The sequence below is a fragment of the Candidatus Caldatribacterium sp. SIUC1 genome (assembly GCF_051549785.1).
GTDB lineage: Bacteria > Atribacterota > Atribacteria > Atribacterales > Caldatribacteriaceae > Caldatribacterium.
Map to the genome: position 1 here is coordinate 757,919 of NZ_CP189974.1, position 20,278 is coordinate 778,196.

The following is a 20,278-nucleotide window of genomic DNA, read 5'->3' on the forward strand; positions in this document are numbered from 1 at the left end:
GAGTGATGCCCGTGAGTTACCTTGGAATTGACGTGGGCACCACGGGGTGCAAGGTCATCGCCTTTGATGAAGAGGGCAATATCAGGGCTTGGGCTTATGAGGAGTACCCGCTCTACCATCCCCGGAATGGGTGGAGTGAGCTTGATGCTGAAGAGGTCTTCGAGAAGGTCGTGCGCTGCCTCCGAAGAGTCGCGGAGGGCATCCGTCACGACCCTCCGGCAAGCATCGGAATCTCCTCTCAGGGGGAGGCGGTGGTTCCAGTTGACGCCGAGGGTCGGCCTCTTGCCCGAAGCATTGTCACCTTTGACGCGAGGGGGGACGAATTTGTCCCCCTCTTTCGAGAAAAACTCGGGGATGAGCGGTTTTTCGCCATCACCGGGATGCCCCTCTCGGGCATCGGGACGGTGAATAAAATCCTCTGGTGGAAAAAGTACGCTCCCGACGTCTTCAGGAATGCCCGGTATTTCCTGTGCTTTGAGGATTTCCTCGTTTTTCGCTTCGGGCTTCCTCCGGCCATAAGTTTCCCCCTTGCTTCCCGGACGATGATGTTCCATGTGGAGCGGGGGGAATGGTCTTCAGAAATCCTCGACCTTGCAGGGATTCCTCCTGAGCGCCTGGCTCAACCTTACCCTTCGGGAACCCCCCTTGGGGAGGTCCCGGAGAAATTCGCTGCGGCATTCGGGTGGGGGAAGGGGATTGTGGTGGCTGCAGGAGGCCATGACCAGCCCTGTGGGGCTCTGGGGGCGGGCGTCATCCGACCAGGGCTTGCTATGGACGCCACGGGAACAGTGGAGTGCATTGCCCCGGCGATGTCCCGCTTTGTCGGGGGAGAGGCCATGTGGCGGAACAACCTCTGCTGTTACCACCATGCCTTCCCGGGGCTTTATACGACTTTGGTGTACAATTTCACCGGAGGGGTGCTCCTGCGCTGGTTTCGGGACCAGTTTGGGGAAAAGGAGAGAGAGGTTGCCGCTTGCCTTAAGAAGGACCCTTATGAGGTACTCCTTGAAGGACTTCCCGAAAACCCCACGAGTCTCTTCGTTTTGCCCCACTTCACCATGACGGGAACGCCGTACTTTGACGCCCACTCGGCGGGGATGGTGGTGGGGCTCACCCTCAGCACCACGAAGAAGGAGTTCATCAAGGCCCTCCTTGAGGGTGTGAGTTACGAGATGAAGCTGAATCTCGAGCTTCTTCGGAATGCTGGAATTCCCGTGGAACGGCTCCGGGCGATTGGCGGAGGGGCAAAGAGCCCGGTATGGCTCAGGATCAAGGCCGATATTTATGGGGTACCGGTTGAGACCCTTTCGGTTTCGGAAGCGGCCTGTTTCGGTGCCGCACTCCTTGGGCGGAAGGCAAAGGAGGATGTAAAGGATTTCGGGGCTTTGGTGCGTGACCTCGTCCGGGTTCGGGAGGTGTACGAACCGGATCCGGAGAGGGCAAAAATCTACGAGGAACGCTTTGCCGTGTACCGGCGCCTGTATCCTGCGCTGAAAACCGTTATCCTTCAGGAGGGCGAAATGCCATGAAAGCTGCGGTTTTTCTCGGTCCAGAGAATATCGAGGTTCGGGAAGTTCCTGAACCCGAGGCCGGTCCGGGAGAAGTGGTCATCCGGGTTGGAGCCTGCGCCATCTGCGGGACTGATGTTCGCATTTTCCAGTTTGGTCACCACCACGTGAAACCGCCGCAGGTCACAGGGCACGAGATTGCAGGAGAAATCGTGGCAATAGGCGAGGGTGTTGAAGGGTACCGGGTGGGGGACAAAGTTGCGGTTATCACCGTAATTTCCTGCGGGCGGTGCCGGTACTGCCGCCGGGGTCTGCAGAACCTCTGTCCGGAGCAGAAGTACATCGGGTACCATTACCCTGGAGGATTTGCGGAGTTCATGAAAATGCCTCGGGAAGGAGTAGCACGGGGGAATCTCCTGGTCCTCCCGGAGGATATGGACCTCCTTGAGGCCAGCCTCATTGAGCCCCTTTCCTGTGTCATCAACGGCCAGTCGTATCTTCATATCGGCCTTGGGGAGACCGTGCTCGTCATCGGTGCGGGTCCTATCGGGTGCATGCATGTCGCCATGGCGAAAAACCACGGTGCAGGGAAGATTATCCTTGCCGATATTTCCGATGAACGGCTGGAGCTTGCACAGAGAATCGGAGCCGATGTCTACATCAACCCGCAGAAGGAGAATCTGAAGGAACGGGTGTTTGAACTCACCGGTGGGTTAGGGGCCGACGTGGTCATTGTGGCAGCTTCATCAGGAAGCGCCCAGGAGGAAGCCCTGGAACTCGTTGCTCCCCAGGGGAGGATCAGCCTCTTTGGTGGATTGCCGAAGGAGAAACCCACCATCACCTTCAACAGTAACATCGTCCACTACAAGGAAATCGGGGTTTTCGGCGTCTTCGCCTCTCATGCCTCCCAGTATGAGGAGGCGGCGCGGCTCATCTATGCAAGAAGGGTCCCCGCGCGGGACCTCATCACCCATGTGCTGCCCCTTGAGGACATTGTGAGGGGCATTGAACTCGTGAAAAGTGGGAAGGCCTTGAAGGCCGTGATTTCCTTTGTGAGGTGAGGGGTGTGCATCCGCAGCCGTTGCAGGATAAAATCGCCATTGTGACCGGTGCGGCGTCAGGGATAGGGAAGGGCATTGCCGTACGCTTTGCCCAGGAGGGAGCCCATGTGGCGTGCTGCGACGTGAACTTTGAAGGGGCGGAGAAAACGGCTCAGGAAATCGCAGCGCTGGGCCGGGAATCCATGGCGATCAAGGTGGATGTCACGAAAAGCGACGAAGTTGCCGAGATGGCCCGCCGGGTGTACGAGCGATGGGGGAGAATCGACATCCTGGTGAATTCCGCGGGCATTATCCGGGCCCACTTCATCACCGAGGTTCCCGAGGAGGTCTGGGACGCCATTATCAACGTGAACCTCAAGGGGACGTTTCTCTGCATCCGGGAAGTGGCCAAGTACATGGTGCAGCAGAAAAGCGGGAAAATCATCAACATCAGCTCGAAGTCAGGAAAGCGTGGCGGGCTCTGGCTTGCTGCCTATTCGGCATCGAAGTTCGGCGTAATTGGTCTTACCCAGAGTGCGGCCATGGACCTTGCCCCCTTCAAGATCAACGTGAACGCCATCTGTCCAGGGAATGTCTTCGCCACGCCCATGTGGGACCTCCTTGATAAGGAGTACGCCAAAAAGCTTGGTGTTCCTCCGGAGCAGGTGCGGAAAATCTACGTCGAAAAGGTTCCGCTTGGTCGAGAGTGCACCATTGAGGATGTGGCCAATGTTGCCGTGTTCCTGGCCTCTTCCTACTCCGACTACATGACCGGACAGGCCATCAACGTTACCGGTGGACAGGAAGTGCACTGAATGCGGCGCGTTGGCCTTGTGGTGAATCCGGTGGCGGGGAAGGACATCCGCCGGCTGGTAGCGTGGGGGTCCGTTTCTGGCAATCGGGAGAAGATCAACGCTCTAATCCGGTTCCTCCAGGGGTTTGTAGGGGTCACAAGGGGAACCTTCTGTTTCGTCTACATGCCCGACCCCTATGAACTCGTGGAGGTGGCCCGGAAAGAGGCGACGTTTCCTTCGCGGATTCGCTTTGAGAAGGCCCCCACACCGGCCTTTGGGGATGCCACGGACACCCTACGTTTCACCGAGTGGGCCGTGCAGGAGGGAGTGGAGGCGCTTGTTGTGTTCGGTGGCGATGGTACGAACCGGGTGGTGGCCAAAAGAAGCGGTAACACCCCCCTTTTCTCCCTCTCCTGCGGGACGAATAACGTCTTTGCCGATACCCTGGAACCCACCCTGGGAGGGATGGCTCTGGGGTTTTTCCTGGAGGGGGGAGTACCTGAAGCGGAGGTCCTCTCAAGGTCCAAGGTGCTCCGCTGTTTCTCTGAAACCCGGGAGGACATCGCCCTGGTGGACGTGGTTTTTGTGGCAAAAGACATTCTGGGAACTCGGGCGGTATGGGAACCAGAAACGGTTCGTTTCGTTGCTGTGACACAGAGTAGCCCCGCGAACATCGGCCTCAGCGCCGTTGTCGGGAGGATGGTGAGCATCTCTCCGAAAGAGCGCCGGGGGGCCTTTGCCTGGATCGGGCAGGGTGGTTGGCGGGTACCCGTTCCCCTGGCTCCTGGGCTTGTCCGGGAAGTGGGGGTGGAGGAATTTGGTTTTCTCTTTCCTGGAGAACCCCTGAGGCTTCCTCAGGGGAGAGGGGCGCTTGCCCTCGATGGGGAACGGGAGATTCTTGTGCACCCCCATGAAGAGTGGTGGATTCGCCTTGAGGATCAGGGTCCGGTGAAGGCGGACCTTCGACGGATTCTCGAGCTCACACAGGGAAGGAGTGGAGAGCATGGCCAAAGAGGTCATCATGCCCAAGCTTGGCCTCACGATGGAGGAAGGGGTCATCAATAAGTGGTTCGTGCGGGAAGGCGAACGGGTGGAGAAGGGAGCCCCCCTTTTTGAGGTTGCGACCGACAAGGTGAACATGGAAGTGGAATCCCCTGCTTCGGGCGTGGTGCTCAAGATTCTCTACCCCGAAGGCGCTACCGTTCCCATCACGGAGGTCGTTGCCTACATCGGGGAAGAGGGGGAAGAGGTTCCTGTTCCCCAGAAAGGAGCGCCGGGAGGGAAACCGGAGGCCAGAGAAGAAGTTGCCGGGGAAGCAGTGGTGATCCAAAGGGGAGAGGTGGCAAAGGAACGCATCAAGGCCTCGCCCCTTGCCCGAAAGCTTGCCCAAGAATACGGTATCGATCTTGCAACCGTCACCGGTACGGGCCCTGGGGGACGCATTGTGAGGGAAGACGTTGAGCGGGCAAGGAGGACACTCGAAGAAGCGAAAAGGCGGGAAATCCCCGTGGCGGAAAGGGTACCGGTGGCTGAAGAGGCAAAGGGGAGAGTCGTTCCCCTTTCCCGGATGCGTCAGATCATTGCCCAGCGCATGCTCGAGAGCGTGAGGACGAAACCCCACTTTTTCGTCTTCCAGGAAATCCTTGCCGAGGAACTCGTGAAGATGCGGGAACGCCTCCTGCCCCTCGTGGAGAAAGAGACCGGTCTCCGGGTTTCGTACACCGATATCCTCGTCAAGGTTGTCGCCAAAGCCCTGGAACGTTCTCCGCTGCTTTACGCTTCCTTCACGGACGAGGGGATTGTTTTCCCAGAGCACGTCAACATCGGTGTTGCCGTCGCCCTGGAGGATGGGCTCATCGTTCCCGTGGTGAAGGAGGTAGAGCGGAAGAGCATCGCCCAGATCACCCGGGAGCTCCACGACCTTGTGGAGCGGGCGAAAGCTGGCAAGCTCACTCCGGAGGAGATTTCCGGGGGAACCTTCACCATTTCGAACCTGGGGATGTTCGGTGTTGACGCCTTTACGGCCATCATCAACCCTCCGGAGTCGGCCATTCTGGCCTGCGGGGCCATTAAGAAGAAGCCGGTCTTCGACGGGAAGGACATCGTTCCCCTTGCGGTCATGGAACTCGTCCTCTCCTGCGACCACCGTATCGTCGATGGTGCTGTTGCTGCCCAGTTCATGCAGTTTTTGAAGACTCTCTTAGAAGAACCCTTTGCCCTGCTCCTTTGAGGTTTCAGGGGTCAGGGTGAGGATTGCCGTTTGCAGGTCTGTCCTTGCCCTGTCCTCGTGGGACCGTTTGTGGTCTGGCGAATCGCCTGAGCTTCCGGGATACCTGGAGAATGCCGGTTGTTGAGGTGTTCTTGTGGGGGGCTTCTTGGGAGTTCTTGCGGACCTTCCTCCAGGAAGCTAAGATATTCCTGGAATTCTGGCAAGGAGGTCAACCCATGAAGACTCTCGAGGAGAAAATCCGGGAACTCCCTCCCGAACTCCGTCAGGAAGTGGAGGATTTCGTGGAGTTCCTCTGGGAGAAGAGGGTGAAAAAAGCGAAGGGACTTCCAAAGCTCCGTTTCAGGGGTGCCTTGAAGGAGTTGGGCTTGCGGTCCACTTCGGTGGAACTGCAACACGAAATCCTGAAGTGGTGGCAAAACGGTGTATCTCGTTGACACAAACGTTATTCTCGAGGTCCTTTTAGAGCGAGAACAGGCGGATGAAGCCGAAAAGTTTTTGTGCCAGATGCCTCGGGGCAGTCTCTTCGTTTCAGAGTTCAGTTTATACTCTCTTGGAGTCTTTTTCTTTCGCCAGGGGAAGTATGAGGTGTTCCTCAAGCTCGTTGAGGATCTCTTTGAGTCCCTGGCGATTTGCCTTGTCCGATTGACTACCCAGGATGTCCCTGCGTTGATTTCGGCAGCTCAGCGCTACCACCTCGACTTCGACGACGCCTACCAGTACGCCGTGGCCGAAAAGCACGACCTCACCATTGTGAGCTTTGACTGCGACTTTGACCGGACTGAACGGGGGAGGAAGACCCCGAAAGAGGTGACGTTGTAATCTCTGGAGTTTCGCTTGCTGAGATTTCTGGCGGCAATACGTCTCCCTTGACTCCGCCTCTTCTCCTTCGTCCCCCTTCCGGGATCATCGAGATTTCGTGGGAGCTCTGCTGTACGGTTCTCCCTTGGGAAACCCCCTGCAGGACAAGGAGAGACCGCATTTCCTGCACTCATCCCGTAAAAAGCTGCTACAATAAAAGGCAAGGGGGGTGAGAGGATGAACCGGTACTTCATGAACCCTGAACGGGTGAGGCGATATCTCAACCTCTGGATTGTCCGGGCGGTTTTCCGCTGGGTAACCCGTAGGACTCGCGATGGCAGTGTGAGGCTCGAAAAGCTCCTTGTGCACTACGGGAAGCCTCAAAAGGGCCTGTCCTTTTTGGAATTCCTGAGTTTTCTCCCCGTGTACCTTGTGATCGATATCCTGAGGATGCTCCTTCGCTGGGAGAAGGAGTACCTGGTACGGGAAATCTTCGGGTCCCGGAACATTCGTCGGGCGACCATCAACCTTGCCCGGAGCGTAGCAGAATACGGAGCCACCCGCCCGCAGAAGTTCGCTGGTCCTCTCCTTGTGGTGTGGAACTTTACCAACCTCTGCAACCTGCGGTGTCGCCACTGTTACCAGAATGCGGGAAAGGGAACAGCGCAACTTTCCCTTGAGGAGCGGCTCCGGGTTGTGGATGAGCTTGAGGAGAACTTTGTGCCAACGCTTGCCTTCTCTGGAGGAGAACCCCTGTGTGACCCTGAGTTCTTTACTGTAGCCAGGTACGCCGCTTCGAAGGAAATCTACCTCTCGGTGGCCACCAACGGTACCCTGCTTTCCGAAGACATGTGCAAGAAGCTCAAAGACCACGGGATCCAGTACGTGGAGGTGAGCCTTGAAAGCTCATCCCCCGAGTACCACGACCGTTTCCGGGGTATCCCGGGCCTCTGGGAGAAGACGGTGAAAGGCATTGAGAATGCCGTGAAAGCCGGTCTTTTGGTGGGCGTTGCCCCCACGGTGACCCGGGGGAACCTTGCGGATCTCCCCGCGCTGTACCGGCTGACAAAAGAACTTGGGGCCCATCGTTTCTACGTTTTCAACTTCATTCCAACCGGGAGAGGGCGGGAAATCTGGAGTGATGACCTGAGCCCTGAAGAGCGGGAGGAAATGCTTGAGATCCTCTACGGGTGCCTCATGGAGAAGAAGATTCAAGTCTTCAGCACCAGCCCGCAGTTCGGGAGGAAGTGCGTGGAGAAAAACCCCGAAGGCATGGTCATTACCGGGCATTACTCCGTTTCCGAGGGGAAGCTTGCGAGAGTCGGTGCCGAGTACGTGGGTGGTTGTGGAGCGGGGAGGGCCTACTGCGCACTGCAACCCGATGGGACGGTGACGCCCTGTGTGTTCATGCCCATTCCGGTGGGGCGGCTTTTTGAAAAGCGCCTGAAAGAGATCTGGGATACCTCACGGGTCCTGCGGGAACTCCGTTCGCGGGAGCTGTACCGTGGTCACTGTGGGGTCTGTACATTCCGGGCGGTGTGTGGTGGGTGTCGTGCTCGGGCCTACGCTTATTTCGGCGACTACCTCGGTCCGGATCCAGGCTGCAAGTTCAACGCCGAGTTCTACCACAAGGCGCAGAAAGCCCCTTACGAGGAGGTCATCGCCTGAGTGCCAAAGGCCGGACCAATTGGTCCGGCCTTTGTTGGCATTGCTAAATCCATCCTCGCAGCTTCATGGCTTCCACAACGCGGCTCACCGCAGTGATATAGGCCGCCTGGCGCATGTCAACAGCGTACTTCTTCGAGGTTTCAAGCACGGTGTGGTAGGCTCTGGTCATCTTTTTGTCCAGGCGCTCCAGGACCTCCTCTTCTTCCCAGTAGTACATGTAGAAGTTCTGAACCATCTCGAAGTACGAGACCGTTACTCCTCCTGCATTGCACAGGAAATCGGGAATCACATGGATTCCCTTGCGGTACAGAATATCATCGGCTTCAGGTGTTGTGGGTCCATTGGCAAGCTCGGCCACAATCTTTGCCTTGATTCGAGGGGCATTTGAGGCGGTGATGACGCCCTCGAGCGCAGCAGGGATGAGGATGTCCACTTCAAGCTCCAGGAGGTCTTCGTTTGAGATTCTCTGGGTGCCAGGAAAGTCAACTACAGAGGACGTTGCTTGCTTGTGCTTGAGAACTTCCTCCGGATTGAGACCGGAAGGCCTGAAAATGCCCCCTTTGCTGTCGCTCACTGCAACAACCGTGGAACCAAAACGAGAACGGAGCAAAGAGGCGGCATAGTATCCGGCATTCCCGTATCCCTGAATAGCAACTGTAGCCCGGGAGAGGTCGATACCCAGGACCTTTGCTGCTTCCCTTATGGCAATCATGCCTCCGTAGGCTGTGGCCTTGTCCCTTCCCTTGGAACCCCCAAGAGGCAGGGGTTTTCCGGTGATAACCCCGAACTGGTTTTTCCCGGCGATTTTCGAGTACTCGTCCATCATCCAGGCCATCACCTGGGGGTTTGTGTAAACGTCGGGAGCGGGGATGTCCTTATCCGGGCCGATGAACTGGTAAATGGCCTGAATGTACCCTCGGCTGAGCCGCTCCAGCTCCCCCTGGGACATCTCCTTCGGGTTGCAGATAACCCCACCTTTTGCTCCTCCGAGGGGGAGGTCCATGACGGCACACTTCCAGGTCATCCACGCCGCCAGAGCTCGTACGGTATCGATGCTCTCTTCAGGATGGAACCGTATGCCTCCTTTGGTGGGACCCTTTGCGTCGTTGTACTGCACCCTGAAACCCTGGAAGACTCTCAGGGACCCGTCGTCCATCCTGACCGGTATGGCCACGTGTAGCTCACGGGCCGGTACCCGGAGCATCTGGTGTGCCCCAGGATCCAGATTCATGATTCTGGCGCACTTATCGAGCTGTTCCTGTGCCATGGCAAAAGGGTTGAGTTGAGCCATCTTGACACCTCCTTTTTAGGACTCATCACGGCTTAGAAAAACAAAGACGCTCTCCACGAGAATGTGGAGAACGTCTTTGTTCTCGCAACGATGCCGCCTTCGACACCGCCGTAATTCTACCATCAATGGGGAATGGTGGCAAGAACCTGTATGGGTTCAAGAAGCGCGCGATAGAGGCCTTGAAAAGGACAATATGGTGAGCTATAGTGAAGGTACAAAACCGAAAGGGAGGGATGTGGTGTGAAGAGGTTTGCGGTTGTGCTCTTTGTGGTTCTTGCGGTCCTGCTCCTTTCTGTTGTTATGGCCGAGGCTAAGTATAGGATTGCCTTCGTGCCCAAGCTCATCGGAATCCCCTACTTCAACGCCATGGAGGAGGGTGGGAAGAAGGCGGCGCAGGATCTCGATGTGGAGTTCATCTACACCGGCCCTGTGACGGCAGATGTAGCCAAGCAGATTGAAATCATCGATAACCTCATCACCCAGGGCGTTGATGCCATTGCGGTGGCACCCAACGATCCGGCAGCCATTACCCCGGTTCTCAAGAAGGCCAAGGAGAAGGGTATCCTCGTCATGACGAGTGACACCGACGGTGCCCAGGAGGTGCGGGACCTTTTCGTGAACCAGGCGCTGCAGAATGAAATCGGGTACACGGTGATGGATGAGCTCGCCAAGGCTATGAACTACGAGGGCGAATTCGCCATCGTCTCCTGCGGTCCCACTGCCTGGAACCTGAACATCTGGATTGCCTATGAGCTCGAGCGCCTGGCCCAGTACCCCAAGATGAAGCTCGTGACCATCCGCTATGCCGAGGAAGACGTCCAGATGGCCATCAATGTCATGCTCGACCTCATCAACGCCTTCCCTAACCTCAAGGGCGTTATCGGCCAGTGCAGCACTTCTGCCCCGGGAGTTGCCGAGGCCATTGAACAGGCAGGCAAAAGCGGCCAGATTGTGGCCACAGGGCTTTCAGTACCTTCCATGATGGCCAAGTACGTGAAGAGTGGCACCGTGAAGTCCTTTGTCCTCTGGAACCCCATTGACCTTGGGTACCTCACCGTCTGGGCTGCGAAGTACCTCCTTGACGGGAACCAGTTCGAGGATGGCAAAGAGTACGAGATCCCCGGAATCGAGACGAAACCCAAGTACATCGCCAAGGATAAGATGCTGGTTCTTGGGCCGCCGAAGGTCTTCGACGCCTCCAACATCGACCAGTACATGTTCTTCTGAGAAAACTCGAGTGGGCGCCCCACTTCGGGGCGCCCTTGTTATTCGGAGAGATGGCGATGGAGTACACCCTGGAATGCCGCAAGATTTTTAAATCTTTCGGGGGCGTGCAGGCACTGCGGGGTGTGGACTTCACCCTCCGTTCTGGAGAGGTCCATGCCCTGGTTGGAGAAAATGGTGCGGGGAAGTCTACCCTGGTTAAGATTATCTCCGGAGCTCTTCTTCCGGACCGGGGGGACATCTTCTACATGGGTCAGCCCGTCCGCATCGACTCACCCCGGAAGGCTCAGGAGATAGGCATCTCCACCGTGTACCAGGAACCCCTGGTGTACAGCGAGCTCAGTGTTCTCGAGAACATCTTCCTCGGCCGGGAAATCCGGACGCCCTGGGGGAACATCGACTGGAAAAGAGAAGAAGAACAGGCAAGGTCGCTTTTTGCCTCTCTCGGTCTCCCACACCACTTTCTGCGGGAACCCATGGGTGAGCTCAGCGTTGGCCTGCAACAGCTTGTCCTCATTGCCAAGGCCCTGGTGTACGAGGCGAAGGTCATTATTTTTGACGAGCCCACGGCGATTCTCACCGAACACGAGACCGAGCGGCTCTTCACCATCATCCGCAAACTCCGGGACCAGGGTGTGGGGATTATCTACATCTCCCACCGTCTTGAGGAAATCTTCCGCATCGCCGACCGGGTGACGGTCATGCGGGACGGAGAGGTCCGGGGAGAATTCCCCATCGCCGCCGTCGACCGGGCGAGAATCGTCGAGCTCATGGCCGGGAAGCTCCTTGTGGAGGAGATCGCCCGCAGGGGTGTGAAAGGAGACCACCCTCTCCTTTCAGTGCGGGGGTTGACGAGAAGACCTCGGTTTTTCGATATTTCCTTCGACCTTTTCCCCGGAGAGATTCTCGGCTTTTTTGGTCTTGTGGGCTCAGGGAGAACCGATGTTGCCCAGACCATCTTTGGTCTCTTCCGCCCTGAGAGCGGAAAAATGCTCTTCAACGGCCACGAGGTGAGCTTTGGGTCTCCTGAAGAGGCCATGCAGGCTGGTATTGCCTACCTCCCCGAAGACCGGAAAGTCCAGGGGCTTTTCCCCATCCAGAGCGTGGCCTACAACATCTCGGTCACCATCCTCAGGGAACTCGTGCGGCGCCTGGGGATTGTCGACGTCCGAAGAGAACGGGACATTGCCGAGAAGCATATACGGGAACTCAACATCAAAACCCCGAATCTCAAAACCAGGGTCTACAGCTTAAGCGGTGGGAATCAGCAGAAGGTTGTCCTTGCCAAGTGGCTTTCGGTGACACCGAAGCTCCTCATTCTTGACGAGCCAACCCGGGGGATTGATGTGGCCTCAAAGTCCGAAATTCACAACCTCATCGCTCACCTTGCAGACCGGGGGCTGGCGATCATGATGATCTCTTCAGAACTTCCCGAGATTCTCAAGATGTCGGACCGGGTCGTCGTCATGCACGAGGGGAGGATCACAGGGGTTTTCGAGGGCCCGGAGAAGACTGCCGAGAACATCATTCGGGCCGCAACGGGCGAGCGGATGGCTGTTGCCGGAGGTGTGGGGGTGTGACGAATACCGGATTTCGAAAGGTGCTGCGGCGGCGGGAATTCACGGTTCTGGGGCTCATCGTGGTCCTCGTCGTCCTTTTTGCTCTGACAACAGAGCGTTTCATGTCGGTGAGCAACCTCTCGAATCTCCTCCTCCAGCTTGCCGGAACGGCCATCTCGGCCATCGGCATGACCATGGTCATCATCACCGGGGGTATCGATGTTTCCGTGGGCTCCACCCTGGGGATGGCCTCGGTGGTGGCGGGGAAGCTCCTTGTGGGAGGGTACTCGCCGGTCTTTGTCCTTCTTTCTGCCCTCGGCACAGGTTTGGCCATCGGCCTCTTCAACGGGACACTCATCGCCTTCGGCAATGTCCCTCCCATCATCGTGACGTTGGGCATGATGAGCATCCTCCGGAGCCTCATGTACCAGCTCCTTGGAGGACGGTGGATTTCCGGAATCCCGCCGGCGATTCGGGTGATCGGTCTTGGCAAGTGGCTCGGTGTCCCCATATCCATGTGGATCACCGTGGTGCTCATTGCGTTTTTCACCTACTTCCTCTCTTCCCGTCCCCTGGGGCGGGCGATTTACGCCGTGGGGAATAACCCCGAGGCCGCCCGGGTCTCAGGCATTGACCTCAGGCGGACGACGCTTTTCGTCTACGCCGTTTTGGGAGCCCTGGCGGGGTTCGCCGGACTTGTCTATGTTGCCCGCACGGGGATTGTCCAGACGAACACGGGAAGCGGTTTTGAGCTTGAGGTTATCGCTGCGGTGGTGCTCGGGGGCACGAGCATTCTCGGTGGACGGGGGACAGTCATCGGCAGTCTCCTTGGGGCCTTCCTTGTGGGCATCATTAAAAACGGCATGGTCCTCCTCAACGTCCCTGCCCTGAGTGAAGGCCTGGTTGTTGGGGTCCTCATCATCCTCTCCGTGATGATTGACGTTATTCGGGCTCGAGGGGAACGGTCATGAAACGAATCCTGGACTACATTGTGGAGAACCGGGTGCTTTTTCTCCTTGTGCTTTTCGTTGCGCTCTTTGCGGTCTTTGCCGCGAGCGTTCCCGGGTTTTTCACCTTCTACAACCTCACGAACATGACCCAGTACGGAGTGGAACTGGGGCTTCTGGCCCTTGCGGAGATGCTCGTCATTCTCTCAGGGGGCGGAGGCATCGACCTCTCGGTTGGCTCCATGCTCACCATTGTGGCCATGATTATTGGCGTGCTCATCGGGCGGGTCGGGCTCAACCCTTCTCTGTCCATTCTCCTTGGGCTTTTTGCCGGGGCGGGTATGGGGTACCTCAACGGGGTCCTCGTGAGCTACACCAGAATCCTCCCCTTCATCGTGACGCTGGCCTCGCTCTACATCTATAAGTCCCTGGCCCTCATCATCGCCGTTGACCCCCGCTTTGGCCCCAATCCCATGCCGGTATCGAGCTTTCCCGAGTCCTTCTACTTTGTGGGGCAGTACCGCATCGCGGGGATTCCCTTCCAGGTCCTCTGCATTTTCGTTCCGGTGATTCTCCTCCTCTGGCTTCTCCTTGAAAAGAGCATTTTCGGCCGGTACCTCTACGGGGTGGGCAGCAACGAGAAAGCAGCGCTCTTTTCGGGGATGAATGTTGCACGGGTGAGGGTCACCGTTTATACCCTCTCGGGGATACTGAGCGCCCTCTCGGGCTGGATCATTACCTCCCGCATCGCCAGTGCTCGGCCTGATATCGGTACAGGGTATGAGCTCCAGGCCATCACCATTGCGGTTCTGGGTGGGGTGAGCATTAAAGGCGGTGAAGGGAGTATCGGTGGAGTGGTGCTCGGGATTGCCATCATCACGCTCCTCTATAACGGCATGCAACTCGCCGGCATCCACCAGATCTGGCAGCTGGGGTCCCTGGGGGTAGTTCTTGTTGGGAGCGTCCTCCTCAACCAGGTCCTCCTGGCCCGGCGGAAAATATAGGCTGGTGTGGTTGTTCATTTTTGGGGTCCTGATTGCGTGGGGGGGAGGAGAAGCTTTTGCGGAAAAGCGCCTTGTCCTCCTTTCCCCCGCTCATGATGAGTATTTCTTCTCCTTTCTTGAGGTCTTCCTCCGGCGCTCCCTCCCCGACTACCGGATTACTACTATAATCACAGGAGAAGGAATCCCCCAGGTTGAGGGAGCCGTCGTTGTCGGTTTCCCGGAGGACCTCAAGGTCCTCGAGCGCTCACGAAAGAAGCCCCTGGCCATTGTCCTTGGGGAGGATGGCGACCTTTCCATCCCGGTCCTGGGGCGGGTGGTCTTTGCCTTTGAAGAGGTGGCGAGGGTGCTGCAGAAGGAGCTCTTTTCTGGGGGGAAAGGAGAATTCCTCTTTGTGGGGGAGGAACGCTCTCCTTTCCTGCCCCTTCTTGGGCTTTTAGGAGAAGCTCGCTTTTTTGGGGAAGTGGAAGAAGAACGTGTGGTGGTGGTCGAACGGGCGTTTCAAGCCCGACCGTTTCTTCGGGTAAAGAACGAACGCCCCTTCGCGTTCCTTGTCCTTGAGGCGGCGACCGAGATGCTCTTTGCGCTTCAGGAGGGGAAGGTGGATGTCCTCGTCGATACGAAGCCCTCTGCTGTTGCTTCCTGTATCGTTGGGATACTGCGGCGGTGGGAGGAAGAGGGAAAACGTTCAGGATGCTGCACCGTTTCCCCTCTCCTTGTTACCCGGGAAACCATTGCCTCTGCCGACGCCTATGAGGTCGTTCGCCGCTGCCTCTCCTGCCATTAGGAGGAAATCACTCCACCACGATTTCCCGGATCCACTTCACCCAGCGGCTCCCATAGAAATCTTCCGCCACCAGGCGCACAGGGAAGCCGTGTTCTCTGGGAAGCGTCTCTCCGTTCACCCGCAGAGCGAGAAACAGGAGGTCCACTTTTTCGCCTTCCAGTTCCTCCTGAGAGAACTGGGCGCGGTAGTTATCAAGACCCACAAAGAGGATTTTCTGGTAGTCTTTTACCTCGGCAAGTCTCAGGATTTCCCGCAAAGGCACCCCTTCCCACTCCGCGTAATCGGCGAAAAACCCGGGGCAAATGAGGAGCACCTTTTTCTTCACCGTGGGGAGCTTCTGCAACTCCTCATAGGAGAGCCGGAGTTCCTTCCCCACACTTTTTCCTTTGACTTCGAGGCACCAGCTTCCAAGGTCGAAGTTCTCCGGAGGCAACCCGGTGGTGTTGAGATTTTCAACGGGGTCAAGGGGTAAAAGGGACGCATCCACTTCCGCCGGGTTCATGTGGATGATCTGGGACTTGGGGGTGTCGGGAGGAAGCTTCACCCGTTCTTTGGTCAACCCTGCGCCGGAAAGCAAGACAAAAACCCCGAGAACCACAAGCGCCGTCAGGTATTTCTTCATCGTTCACACTCCCTTTCTGCCTCTCTGAAACCGTCTGGGGAAGAACTCTATTCCATTCCTGATTGACCGGCAATTGCACTAGCAGGAACTTGACTGCATTGAAGCCGTATCGGAGAATGGGGGAAAGCGGTGAACCCAAAGCTTGGAGTCAGGGTATGGAAATCCGCCGGGGAACCTTCCGGGATTTTGAAAAGGTTGTGGAGCTTTTACGATTGGTCTTTCCCCAGGACGAGCGGGGATACTACTTTGGCTTCCTGCGCTTTGACCCCTTCTTCCATCCCCGGGATGTGTGGTTGGCGACAGACGGAAAAGAGGTGGTTTCCTGTCTCTTCCTTCTGCGGCGGCTTTTCTCTGGTGGTGAACGGTTGCTTCCGGGTGGCGGGATTGCCAATGTGGCCACCCACCCTGATTTTCGGGGGAGGGGACTAGCCTCCTTGCTGCTTCAGGAAGCCATACTCCAATCGAAGAGGGAGGGTCTTTCGTTCCTTCTCCTTGTCACCGAAATTCCCGCTTTCTACGAGCGCTTCGGGTTTCAGGACCTGGGGAAATTCGTGGCACGCATAGAACCGCGGGATTCTGGGCTCTCGCTTTCGGGTGTGAGAGGCGAGGAAATTCTCAGCGCCTATGAGGCGTTCTACCGGAGAATGAAACTCCTCGTCCCCTTTCGAAACCTCGGGTATCTGCGGGGGATGCAGGTGTGGAACCGCTATAGTTCCCGTTTTCGGGAGGGGAAAAAAAGTGGCTTCATTCCGCAAGGTTGGTGGAGTGGTGGGGTATTTCCTGGAGAAAGAAGCGGCAATAGAGGTTTTCGACCTTTTCGGTAGAGGAAATCGCTCAAACCTCCTCGAGATTCTCCAGAGTCTGGGAAAACCCCTGCGCCTCTTCCACCACCCGGCGGTTCTCCAGCGCTTGGGTGTTCCCCTTTCCCGCGACCGGGAGACGGTAATGGTCCTGTATCTGCGGGCCTTCTCGGGCGAGGTCTACCTCCCAGTGGCAGACTACTTTTAAAACAGGGTTTCCCCGGAGAGTCCGCAGGGTGGGAGGGCCTCTAAGCTTTTTAATGTCTCAGCCTCACCGCCGGCGTAAAATCCGGGCACGCCACCGGAAAAGAGGATGGATGGGCACGCTGGCCGGCGGGGAGAGGATTTCCCGGAAAAGCCAGAAGGACGGGAAATCCTGTTGCACCTTCTCTCTGAAGGAGACAGACCTTTCCGCTTTTTTCTCACGGTCCTTCACCTTTTTCCTCCTCCTTTCCGAGTCGCTCCCTCATGCGGGTGTCGGCCTGGAGGTTCTGGAGGGAGTAGTAGTCGAGAACCCCCAGTTTCCCCTCCCGCAGGGCGTAGGCTAAGGCCTTCGGGATTTCGGCTTCAGCCTCCACGACTTTGGCACGCATTTCCTGGGTATAGGCCTTCATTTCCTGCTCCCGGGCAATGGCCAGAGCCCGTCGCTCTTCGGCCTTCGCCTGGGCCACACGCTTGTCGGCCTCGGCCTGGTCCATCTGGAGCCGGGCACCGATGTTCTCCCCAACATCAATATCGGCAATGTCGATGGAGAGGATTTCGAAGGCCGTGCCGGCATCAAGGCCCTTCTCAAGGACCGTTTTGGAAATCGTATCCGGGTTCTCAAGTACTTCCTTATGGGAATTGGACGAGCCAATGGTGGTGACGATGCCTTCTCCGACCCGGGCGATAATCGTGGCTTCGGTCGCTCCTCCGATGAGCCGGTCGATGTTGGTGCGAACGGTGACCCGGGCCTTCACCTTGAGTTCAATCCCATCCTTGGCCACTGCGGCAACCACCGGAGTCTCCACAACCTTCGGTAACACGCTCACCTGGACGGCCTCGAGGACATTGCGTCCGGCAAGGTCGATGGCGCAGGCCTTCTGGAACGAGAGGGGAATCCCGGCCCGCTCGGCGGCAATGAGGGAAATCACCACCCGGTCGACGTTCCCTCCCGCGAGGTAATGTGCCTCGAGAGCGCCCACGCTGAGGTCAAGGCCGGCTTTCGTGGCCTTGATGAGGGGCAGGACAATGCTTGCAGGAGGCACTCGCCGCAAGCGCATGCCGATGAGCGTCAGGATGCTCACCCGTACCCCCGCTGCCAGTGCCGAAATCCAGAGCCCTAAGGGGACAAAGGAAAGGAACACCACAAGGATCACGAGGACCACAATTCCCGGAATGAGATACCCCAGAACGTTCACGATGCCGACCTCCTTTCTCTTCGAACCACAAGGACATTCCCCCGTACCTCATCGACCACCACTGCTTCTCCTGCCGCAATGAACTCCCCCCGGCTCATGGCATCGTACACTTTGCCCTCAATCTCCACCATTCCTGCAGGTCGGAGGACGGTCTTTGCCCGACCCTCCTTCCCCAAAAGCCCTGCATACGGGGAGGCTTCCAGTGCGCTTTCTCCTTTCGGGCTTTGCTCCCGAAGACCAAGTTGCCGCCAGAGGGGGTTATAGGGGAGAAAAAGGAGGAAGAGGAGCAACACTCCTCCGGCAAGGGCAAGGTACCAGAGGGTCTCAAAAATCGCGTTCAGGGAGAACAGTTGCTCGGTGGTCCGAAGAAGAAGGTACAGGGATCCTCCCATGGCTGCAATCCCCAAAACCCCGGTGACTCCAAAACCGGGGATGACGAAAATTTCGAGAATAAGAAGGAGCATCCCGACGAGGAAGAGCAAGAGAGGTTCCCACCCGGAAAGCCCCGCCAGGTACCTCCCACCGAAAACGAAAAGGAGCGAAACAATGCCCACAATCCCCGGGACGCCAAAACCCGGGGTCATGATTTCCAGGAATATCCCCAGAAAAGCCAGGAAAAGCAAGATAGAGACCACAGCAGGGTACGTCACAACCCGAGCCAGCGTCTCCGACCAGGAGGGATCAACCGTCACGACTTCTCCCCGAAGGCCAGCTCTCTCCAGTACCTCCTTTTGCCCCCGGGCAATCCCATCAACGACTGTAAGCTCCAGGGCACGCTGGGCAGAAAGGGTAAGGAGCGTCCCTTGCTCTTTCACTCCCGGAATCTCAACTTCGCGGTCCACCATTCCGGCGAAAATCTGGGGATCCCGGCCCCGGGCCTCGGCAAGGGCCTCAATGTGCGCACGAATGGCCGACACTGCTTTAGGGTCAGGTTTTTCGGTGTCTTCCCCGCCAGAACGGGGCTCGCTTGCCCCGATGCTCCCATCGGGAGCGATGAATATCCGCTCGCAGGCCAGCGCAAGGAACACTCCTGCCGACCAGGCTTTGGAGTTCACAAAGGCGATGGTTTTCACCGGAGACCGGAAGATAGCGTCTTTGGCAAAAAGCATGGCGTCGACCCGCCCACCGAGGGTATCGATTTCGAAGACCACTGCTTCGGCACGTTCCTCTTCTGCTTCTTTGAGCACCCTCTGGACGAAGCTCGCCATGCCCCACTCTACGGCACCAATACCGGGAATGTCCTTCAGAGAAGCCCAGAAGATGGTTCCCGCAAGAGCAAGAGCTGGCGCAAACAGGAAGACCACCATCACCCCGGTGGTTACAGCGGCCTGAACCGTACCGGAGGCGGACTTTCTCAGCCAGCCCGAAGAGCACCCCACGGTCACTCCACCACAATCACCGAGTTTTCTGACCCGAATGCATTGGGGACTCTCAGGGTGTCCGGGTCGGTGAACCACTGGCCGTCCACAACGTAGCGGTACTCATGCCGTCCCCGGGGAAGCGTGATGGTAATGCTCCAGTACCCTTTCTTGGTCCTCTTCAAAAGGTGGCTTTGAGGGTCCCAGTGGTTGAAGCTTCCTGCTAAAAAGACCTCTGAAGCAGCGGGATATTCCAGGCGAAAGGTCACTCGAGGCAAAGGACTTCCCTCCTTGGTGCGCTATTCTGCAAAGGACAACCTTTCCGGCGAGGGATTATTCCCTGTATCTAATTTGGGTCGCAAGGTGATGGAGGGGGTGGTGCCCGAGGTGGGGAGAAAAACCAGGACACCCCGAGAGACACTGGACTTTCCGAGTGTCCCACATGATGTGGACCTATACAGCGGCTTGAAATATCCCAGAAGGACTTGTATAATAATCTCAGCAGGTCAGCATATGACTTGATGAGTCGATATGATTGTCAGAGAGAACCTGGTGAATCAGGCGAAAAAGCATATACTGGAGTATATCTTTAAAGAAAATCTCTCAAAGGGCGATAAGCTCCCGTCTATTGAGCAGTTGGCAAGCATTTTTTCTGTGGGTAGATCTACGATTCGAGAAGCGATACGGAGTTTAGAGCAGTTGCATATCCTCGAAACCGTTCAGGGCAAAGGAACCTTTGTTACTGTGGATCCTTCTTCTTTAGGCAGAGATATTTCACAACTTCGTAGCGTGACTGAAATGGCCCAGGAATCGGGAATTACCTTGGTGAACTTCTGGGTTTCACGAGAGGAGATTCTGGCAGATGATTTTCTCGCTCAGAAGCTGGAGGTAGAGGTAGGTACGCCACTTGTGTTTCTTCAGCGAATTCGGGGTTTTGAGGGAGAAGCCATTGTGTACCTCGAGGATATTCTCCCTAAGAAGTATACTCTGACCTTCAGCGAGGAAGATTGGAATGGCTCTCTTTTTCAGGCTTTGGAGAAAAGCGGCGTGAAGGTTGTCTTTTCGTGGGCAAAAATTATACCTTATATCCCTGACAGTGCTTTTTTGAAGAAAATGAGGCTTAAGCAGAGAGTACCATTCCTCCTTCTGCAACATCTTCATTATGACGCAAGAGGTCGAATCATTGCATTTTCGAAGGATTACTACCACTCGGGGTTTTTCCATTTTGAGGTTTTACGTAGGAGATTGTAA

At 57.0% G+C, this 20,278-nt stretch carries 22 protein-coding genes; 16 read left to right on the top strand and 6 right to left on the bottom strand.

The features are described 5' to 3' along the window. The first annotated feature begins 11 nt into the window (after window positions 1-11). The 8 genes from ACP6EK_RS03790 to ACP6EK_RS03825 all read left to right on the top strand — a co-directional run bounded on the left by ACP6EK_RS03790 (window position 12) and on the right by ACP6EK_RS03825 (window position 8,038). Window positions 12-1,529 (top strand): FGGY-family carbohydrate kinase, encoded by a 1,518-nt coding sequence (locus tag ACP6EK_RS03790; RefSeq protein ID WP_438318115.1) that lies wholly within the window; start codon window positions 12-14, stop codon window positions 1,527-1,529. Further along, window positions 1,526-2,569, top strand: coding sequence for a zinc-dependent dehydrogenase (locus tag ACP6EK_RS03795; protein WP_438318118.1), 1,044 nt, complete (start codon window positions 1,526-1,528; stop codon window positions 2,567-2,569). The genes ACP6EK_RS03790 and ACP6EK_RS03795 overlap by 4 nt, the downstream gene beginning before the upstream one ends. Then, the gene (srlD, locus tag ACP6EK_RS03800) at window positions 2,566-3,363 is read left to right on the top strand and encodes a sorbitol-6-phosphate dehydrogenase (RefSeq protein WP_438318121.1); all 798 of its coding nucleotides are present in this window, start codon (window positions 2,566-2,568) and stop codon (window positions 3,361-3,363) included. The genes ACP6EK_RS03795 and srlD overlap by 4 nt, the downstream gene beginning before the upstream one ends. Further along, a complete protein-coding gene (locus ACP6EK_RS03805; RefSeq protein WP_438318124.1) occupies window positions 3,364-4,407 on the top strand; it encodes a diacylglycerol kinase family protein in 1,044 nt (347 codons plus the stop codon). Then, complete coding sequence (locus ACP6EK_RS03810; protein WP_438318127.1) at window positions 4,346-5,572, top strand: dihydrolipoamide acetyltransferase family protein; 1,227 nt, start codon at window positions 4,346-4,348, stop codon at window positions 5,570-5,572. The genes ACP6EK_RS03805 and ACP6EK_RS03810 overlap by 62 nt, the downstream gene beginning before the upstream one ends. A 215-nt stretch (window positions 5,573-5,787) precedes the next feature. Continuing rightward, window positions 5,788-6,006: a DUF2281 domain-containing protein gene (locus ACP6EK_RS03815; RefSeq protein ID WP_438318130.1), complete on the top strand. Its 219-nt coding sequence runs from the start codon at window positions 5,788-5,790 to the stop codon at window positions 6,004-6,006. Then, on the top strand, window positions 5,993-6,391 hold the full coding sequence (locus ACP6EK_RS03820; RefSeq protein WP_438318133.1) for a type II toxin-antitoxin system VapC family toxin: 399 nt from the start codon (window positions 5,993-5,995) through the stop codon (window positions 6,389-6,391). The genes ACP6EK_RS03815 and ACP6EK_RS03820 overlap by 14 nt, the downstream gene beginning before the upstream one ends. A gap of 216 nt (window positions 6,392-6,607) precedes the next feature. Beyond that, window positions 6,608-8,038 (top strand): radical SAM protein, encoded by a 1,431-nt coding sequence (locus ACP6EK_RS03825; protein ID WP_438318136.1) that lies wholly within the window; start codon window positions 6,608-6,610, stop codon window positions 8,036-8,038. A gap of 43 nt (window positions 8,039-8,081) precedes the next feature. On the opposite strand, the gene ACP6EK_RS03830 is transcribed toward ACP6EK_RS03825, so the two are convergent. Next, window positions 8,082-9,329 (bottom strand): Glu/Leu/Phe/Val family dehydrogenase, encoded by a 1,248-nt coding sequence (locus ACP6EK_RS03830; protein ID WP_438318139.1) that lies wholly within the window; start codon window positions 9,327-9,329, stop codon window positions 8,082-8,084. Between the two features lie 240 nt (window positions 9,330-9,569). Between ACP6EK_RS03830 and ACP6EK_RS03835 the strand changes: the two genes are divergently transcribed. The 5 genes from ACP6EK_RS03835 to ACP6EK_RS03855 are packed head-to-tail and all read left to right on the top strand — an operon-like array spanning window position 9,570 to window position 14,847. Beyond that, window positions 9,570-10,556 carry an autoinducer 2 ABC transporter substrate-binding protein gene (locus tag ACP6EK_RS03835; RefSeq protein ID WP_438318142.1) on the top strand — a complete coding sequence of 329 codons (987 nt, stop codon included), beginning with the start codon at window positions 9,570-9,572 and terminating at the stop codon, window positions 10,554-10,556. Window positions 10,557-10,612: 56 nt separating this feature from the next. Beyond that, a complete protein-coding gene (locus ACP6EK_RS03840; RefSeq protein ID WP_438318145.1) occupies window positions 10,613-12,133 on the top strand; it encodes a sugar ABC transporter ATP-binding protein in 1,521 nt (506 codons plus the stop codon). Further along, entirely contained in the window at window positions 12,130-13,083 is a 954-nt protein-coding gene (locus ACP6EK_RS03845; protein WP_438318148.1) for an ABC transporter permease, read from the top strand. Before ACP6EK_RS03840 ends, ACP6EK_RS03845 begins: the two co-directional genes overlap by 4 nt. Then, window positions 13,080-14,063, top strand: coding sequence for an ABC transporter permease (locus ACP6EK_RS03850; RefSeq protein WP_438318151.1), 984 nt, complete (start codon window positions 13,080-13,082; stop codon window positions 14,061-14,063). Before ACP6EK_RS03845 ends, ACP6EK_RS03850 begins: the two co-directional genes overlap by 4 nt. A gap of 4 nt (window positions 14,064-14,067) precedes the next feature. Then, window positions 14,068-14,847 (top strand): hypothetical protein, encoded by a 780-nt coding sequence (locus ACP6EK_RS03855; protein WP_438318154.1) that lies wholly within the window; start codon window positions 14,068-14,070, stop codon window positions 14,845-14,847. A 7-nt stretch (window positions 14,848-14,854) separates the two neighbouring features. Here the strand turns inward: ACP6EK_RS03855 and ACP6EK_RS03860 are convergent, their stop codons facing one another. Further along, complete coding sequence (locus ACP6EK_RS03860) at window positions 14,855-15,469, bottom strand: molybdopterin-dependent oxidoreductase (RefSeq protein WP_438318157.1); 615 nt, start codon at window positions 15,467-15,469, stop codon at window positions 14,855-14,857. 155 nt (window positions 15,470-15,624) lie between these two features. On the opposite strand from ACP6EK_RS03860, the gene ACP6EK_RS03865 reads away from it, so the two are divergent. Together ACP6EK_RS03865 and ACP6EK_RS03870 are read left to right on the top strand one after the other, a co-directional pair. Beyond that, a complete protein-coding gene (locus ACP6EK_RS03865; protein ID WP_438318160.1) occupies window positions 15,625-16,293 on the top strand; it encodes a GNAT family N-acetyltransferase in 669 nt (222 codons plus the stop codon). Beyond that, complete coding sequence (locus ACP6EK_RS03870) at window positions 16,238-16,477, top strand: hypothetical protein (RefSeq protein ID WP_438318163.1); 240 nt, start codon at window positions 16,238-16,240, stop codon at window positions 16,475-16,477. The genes ACP6EK_RS03865 and ACP6EK_RS03870 overlap by 56 nt, the downstream gene beginning before the upstream one ends. 63 nt (window positions 16,478-16,540) lie before the next feature. Here the strand turns inward: ACP6EK_RS03870 and ACP6EK_RS03875 are convergent, their stop codons facing one another. The 4 genes from ACP6EK_RS03875 to ACP6EK_RS03890 are packed head-to-tail and all read right to left on the bottom strand — an operon-like array spanning window position 16,541 to window position 19,296. Then, complete coding sequence (locus ACP6EK_RS03875; RefSeq protein WP_438318166.1) at window positions 16,541-16,705, bottom strand: hypothetical protein; 165 nt, start codon at window positions 16,703-16,705, stop codon at window positions 16,541-16,543. After that, window positions 16,692-17,669, bottom strand: coding sequence for a flotillin-like protein FloA (gene floA / locus ACP6EK_RS03880; RefSeq protein WP_438318169.1), 978 nt, complete (start codon window positions 17,667-17,669; stop codon window positions 16,692-16,694). Before floA ends, ACP6EK_RS03875 begins: the two co-directional genes overlap by 14 nt. Next, window positions 17,666-19,048: an NfeD family protein gene (locus ACP6EK_RS03885; protein WP_438318172.1), complete on the bottom strand. Its 1,383-nt coding sequence runs from the start codon at window positions 19,046-19,048 to the stop codon at window positions 17,666-17,668. Before ACP6EK_RS03885 ends, floA begins: the two co-directional genes overlap by 4 nt. Window positions 19,049-19,050: 2 nt before the next feature. Further along, window positions 19,051-19,296, bottom strand: coding sequence for an isoamylase early set domain-containing protein (locus ACP6EK_RS03890; protein ID WP_438318872.1), 246 nt, complete (start codon window positions 19,294-19,296; stop codon window positions 19,051-19,053). A 262-nt stretch (window positions 19,297-19,558) separates the two neighbouring features. On the opposite strand from ACP6EK_RS03890, the gene ACP6EK_RS03895 reads away from it, so the two are divergent. Further along, on the top strand, window positions 19,559-20,278 hold the full coding sequence (locus ACP6EK_RS03895; RefSeq protein ID WP_438318175.1) for a GntR family transcriptional regulator: 720 nt from the start codon (window positions 19,559-19,561) through the stop codon (window positions 20,276-20,278).

What these genes read in the sequence shown, in the direction of transcription:
- ACP6EK_RS03795 (WP_438318118.1), top strand. Translation starts at nt 1,526, where the DNA reads ATGAAAGCTGCGGTTTTTCTCGGTCCAGAGAATATCGAGGTTCGGGAA.
- ACP6EK_RS03805 (WP_438318124.1), top strand. Translation starts at nt 3,364, where the DNA reads ATGCGGCGCGTTGGCCTTGTGGTGAATCCGGTGGCGGGGAAGGACATC.
- ACP6EK_RS03810 (WP_438318127.1), top strand. Translation starts at nt 4,346, where the DNA reads ATGGCCAAAGAGGTCATCATGCCCAAGCTTGGCCTCACGATGGAGGAA.
- ACP6EK_RS03815 (WP_438318130.1), top strand. Translation starts at nt 5,788, where the DNA reads ATGAAGACTCTCGAGGAGAAAATCCGGGAACTCCCTCCCGAACTCCGT.
- ACP6EK_RS03825 (WP_438318136.1), top strand. Translation starts at nt 6,608, where the DNA reads ATGAACCGGTACTTCATGAACCCTGAACGGGTGAGGCGATATCTCAAC.
- ACP6EK_RS03830 (WP_438318139.1), bottom strand. Translation starts at nt 9,329, where the DNA reads ATGGCTCAACTCAACCCTTTTGCCATGGCACAGGAACAGCTCGATAAG.
- ACP6EK_RS03840 (WP_438318145.1), top strand. Translation starts at nt 10,613, where the DNA reads ATGGAGTACACCCTGGAATGCCGCAAGATTTTTAAATCTTTCGGGGGC.
- ACP6EK_RS03850 (WP_438318151.1), top strand. Translation starts at nt 13,080, where the DNA reads ATGAAACGAATCCTGGACTACATTGTGGAGAACCGGGTGCTTTTTCTC.
- ACP6EK_RS03860 (WP_438318157.1), bottom strand. Translation starts at nt 15,469, where the DNA reads ATGAAGAAATACCTGACGGCGCTTGTGGTTCTCGGGGTTTTTGTCTTG.
- ACP6EK_RS03865 (WP_438318160.1), top strand. Translation starts at nt 15,625, where the DNA reads ATGGAAATCCGCCGGGGAACCTTCCGGGATTTTGAAAAGGTTGTGGAG.
- ACP6EK_RS03895 (WP_438318175.1), top strand. Translation starts at nt 19,559, where the DNA reads ATGATTGTCAGAGAGAACCTGGTGAATCAGGCGAAAAAGCATATACTG.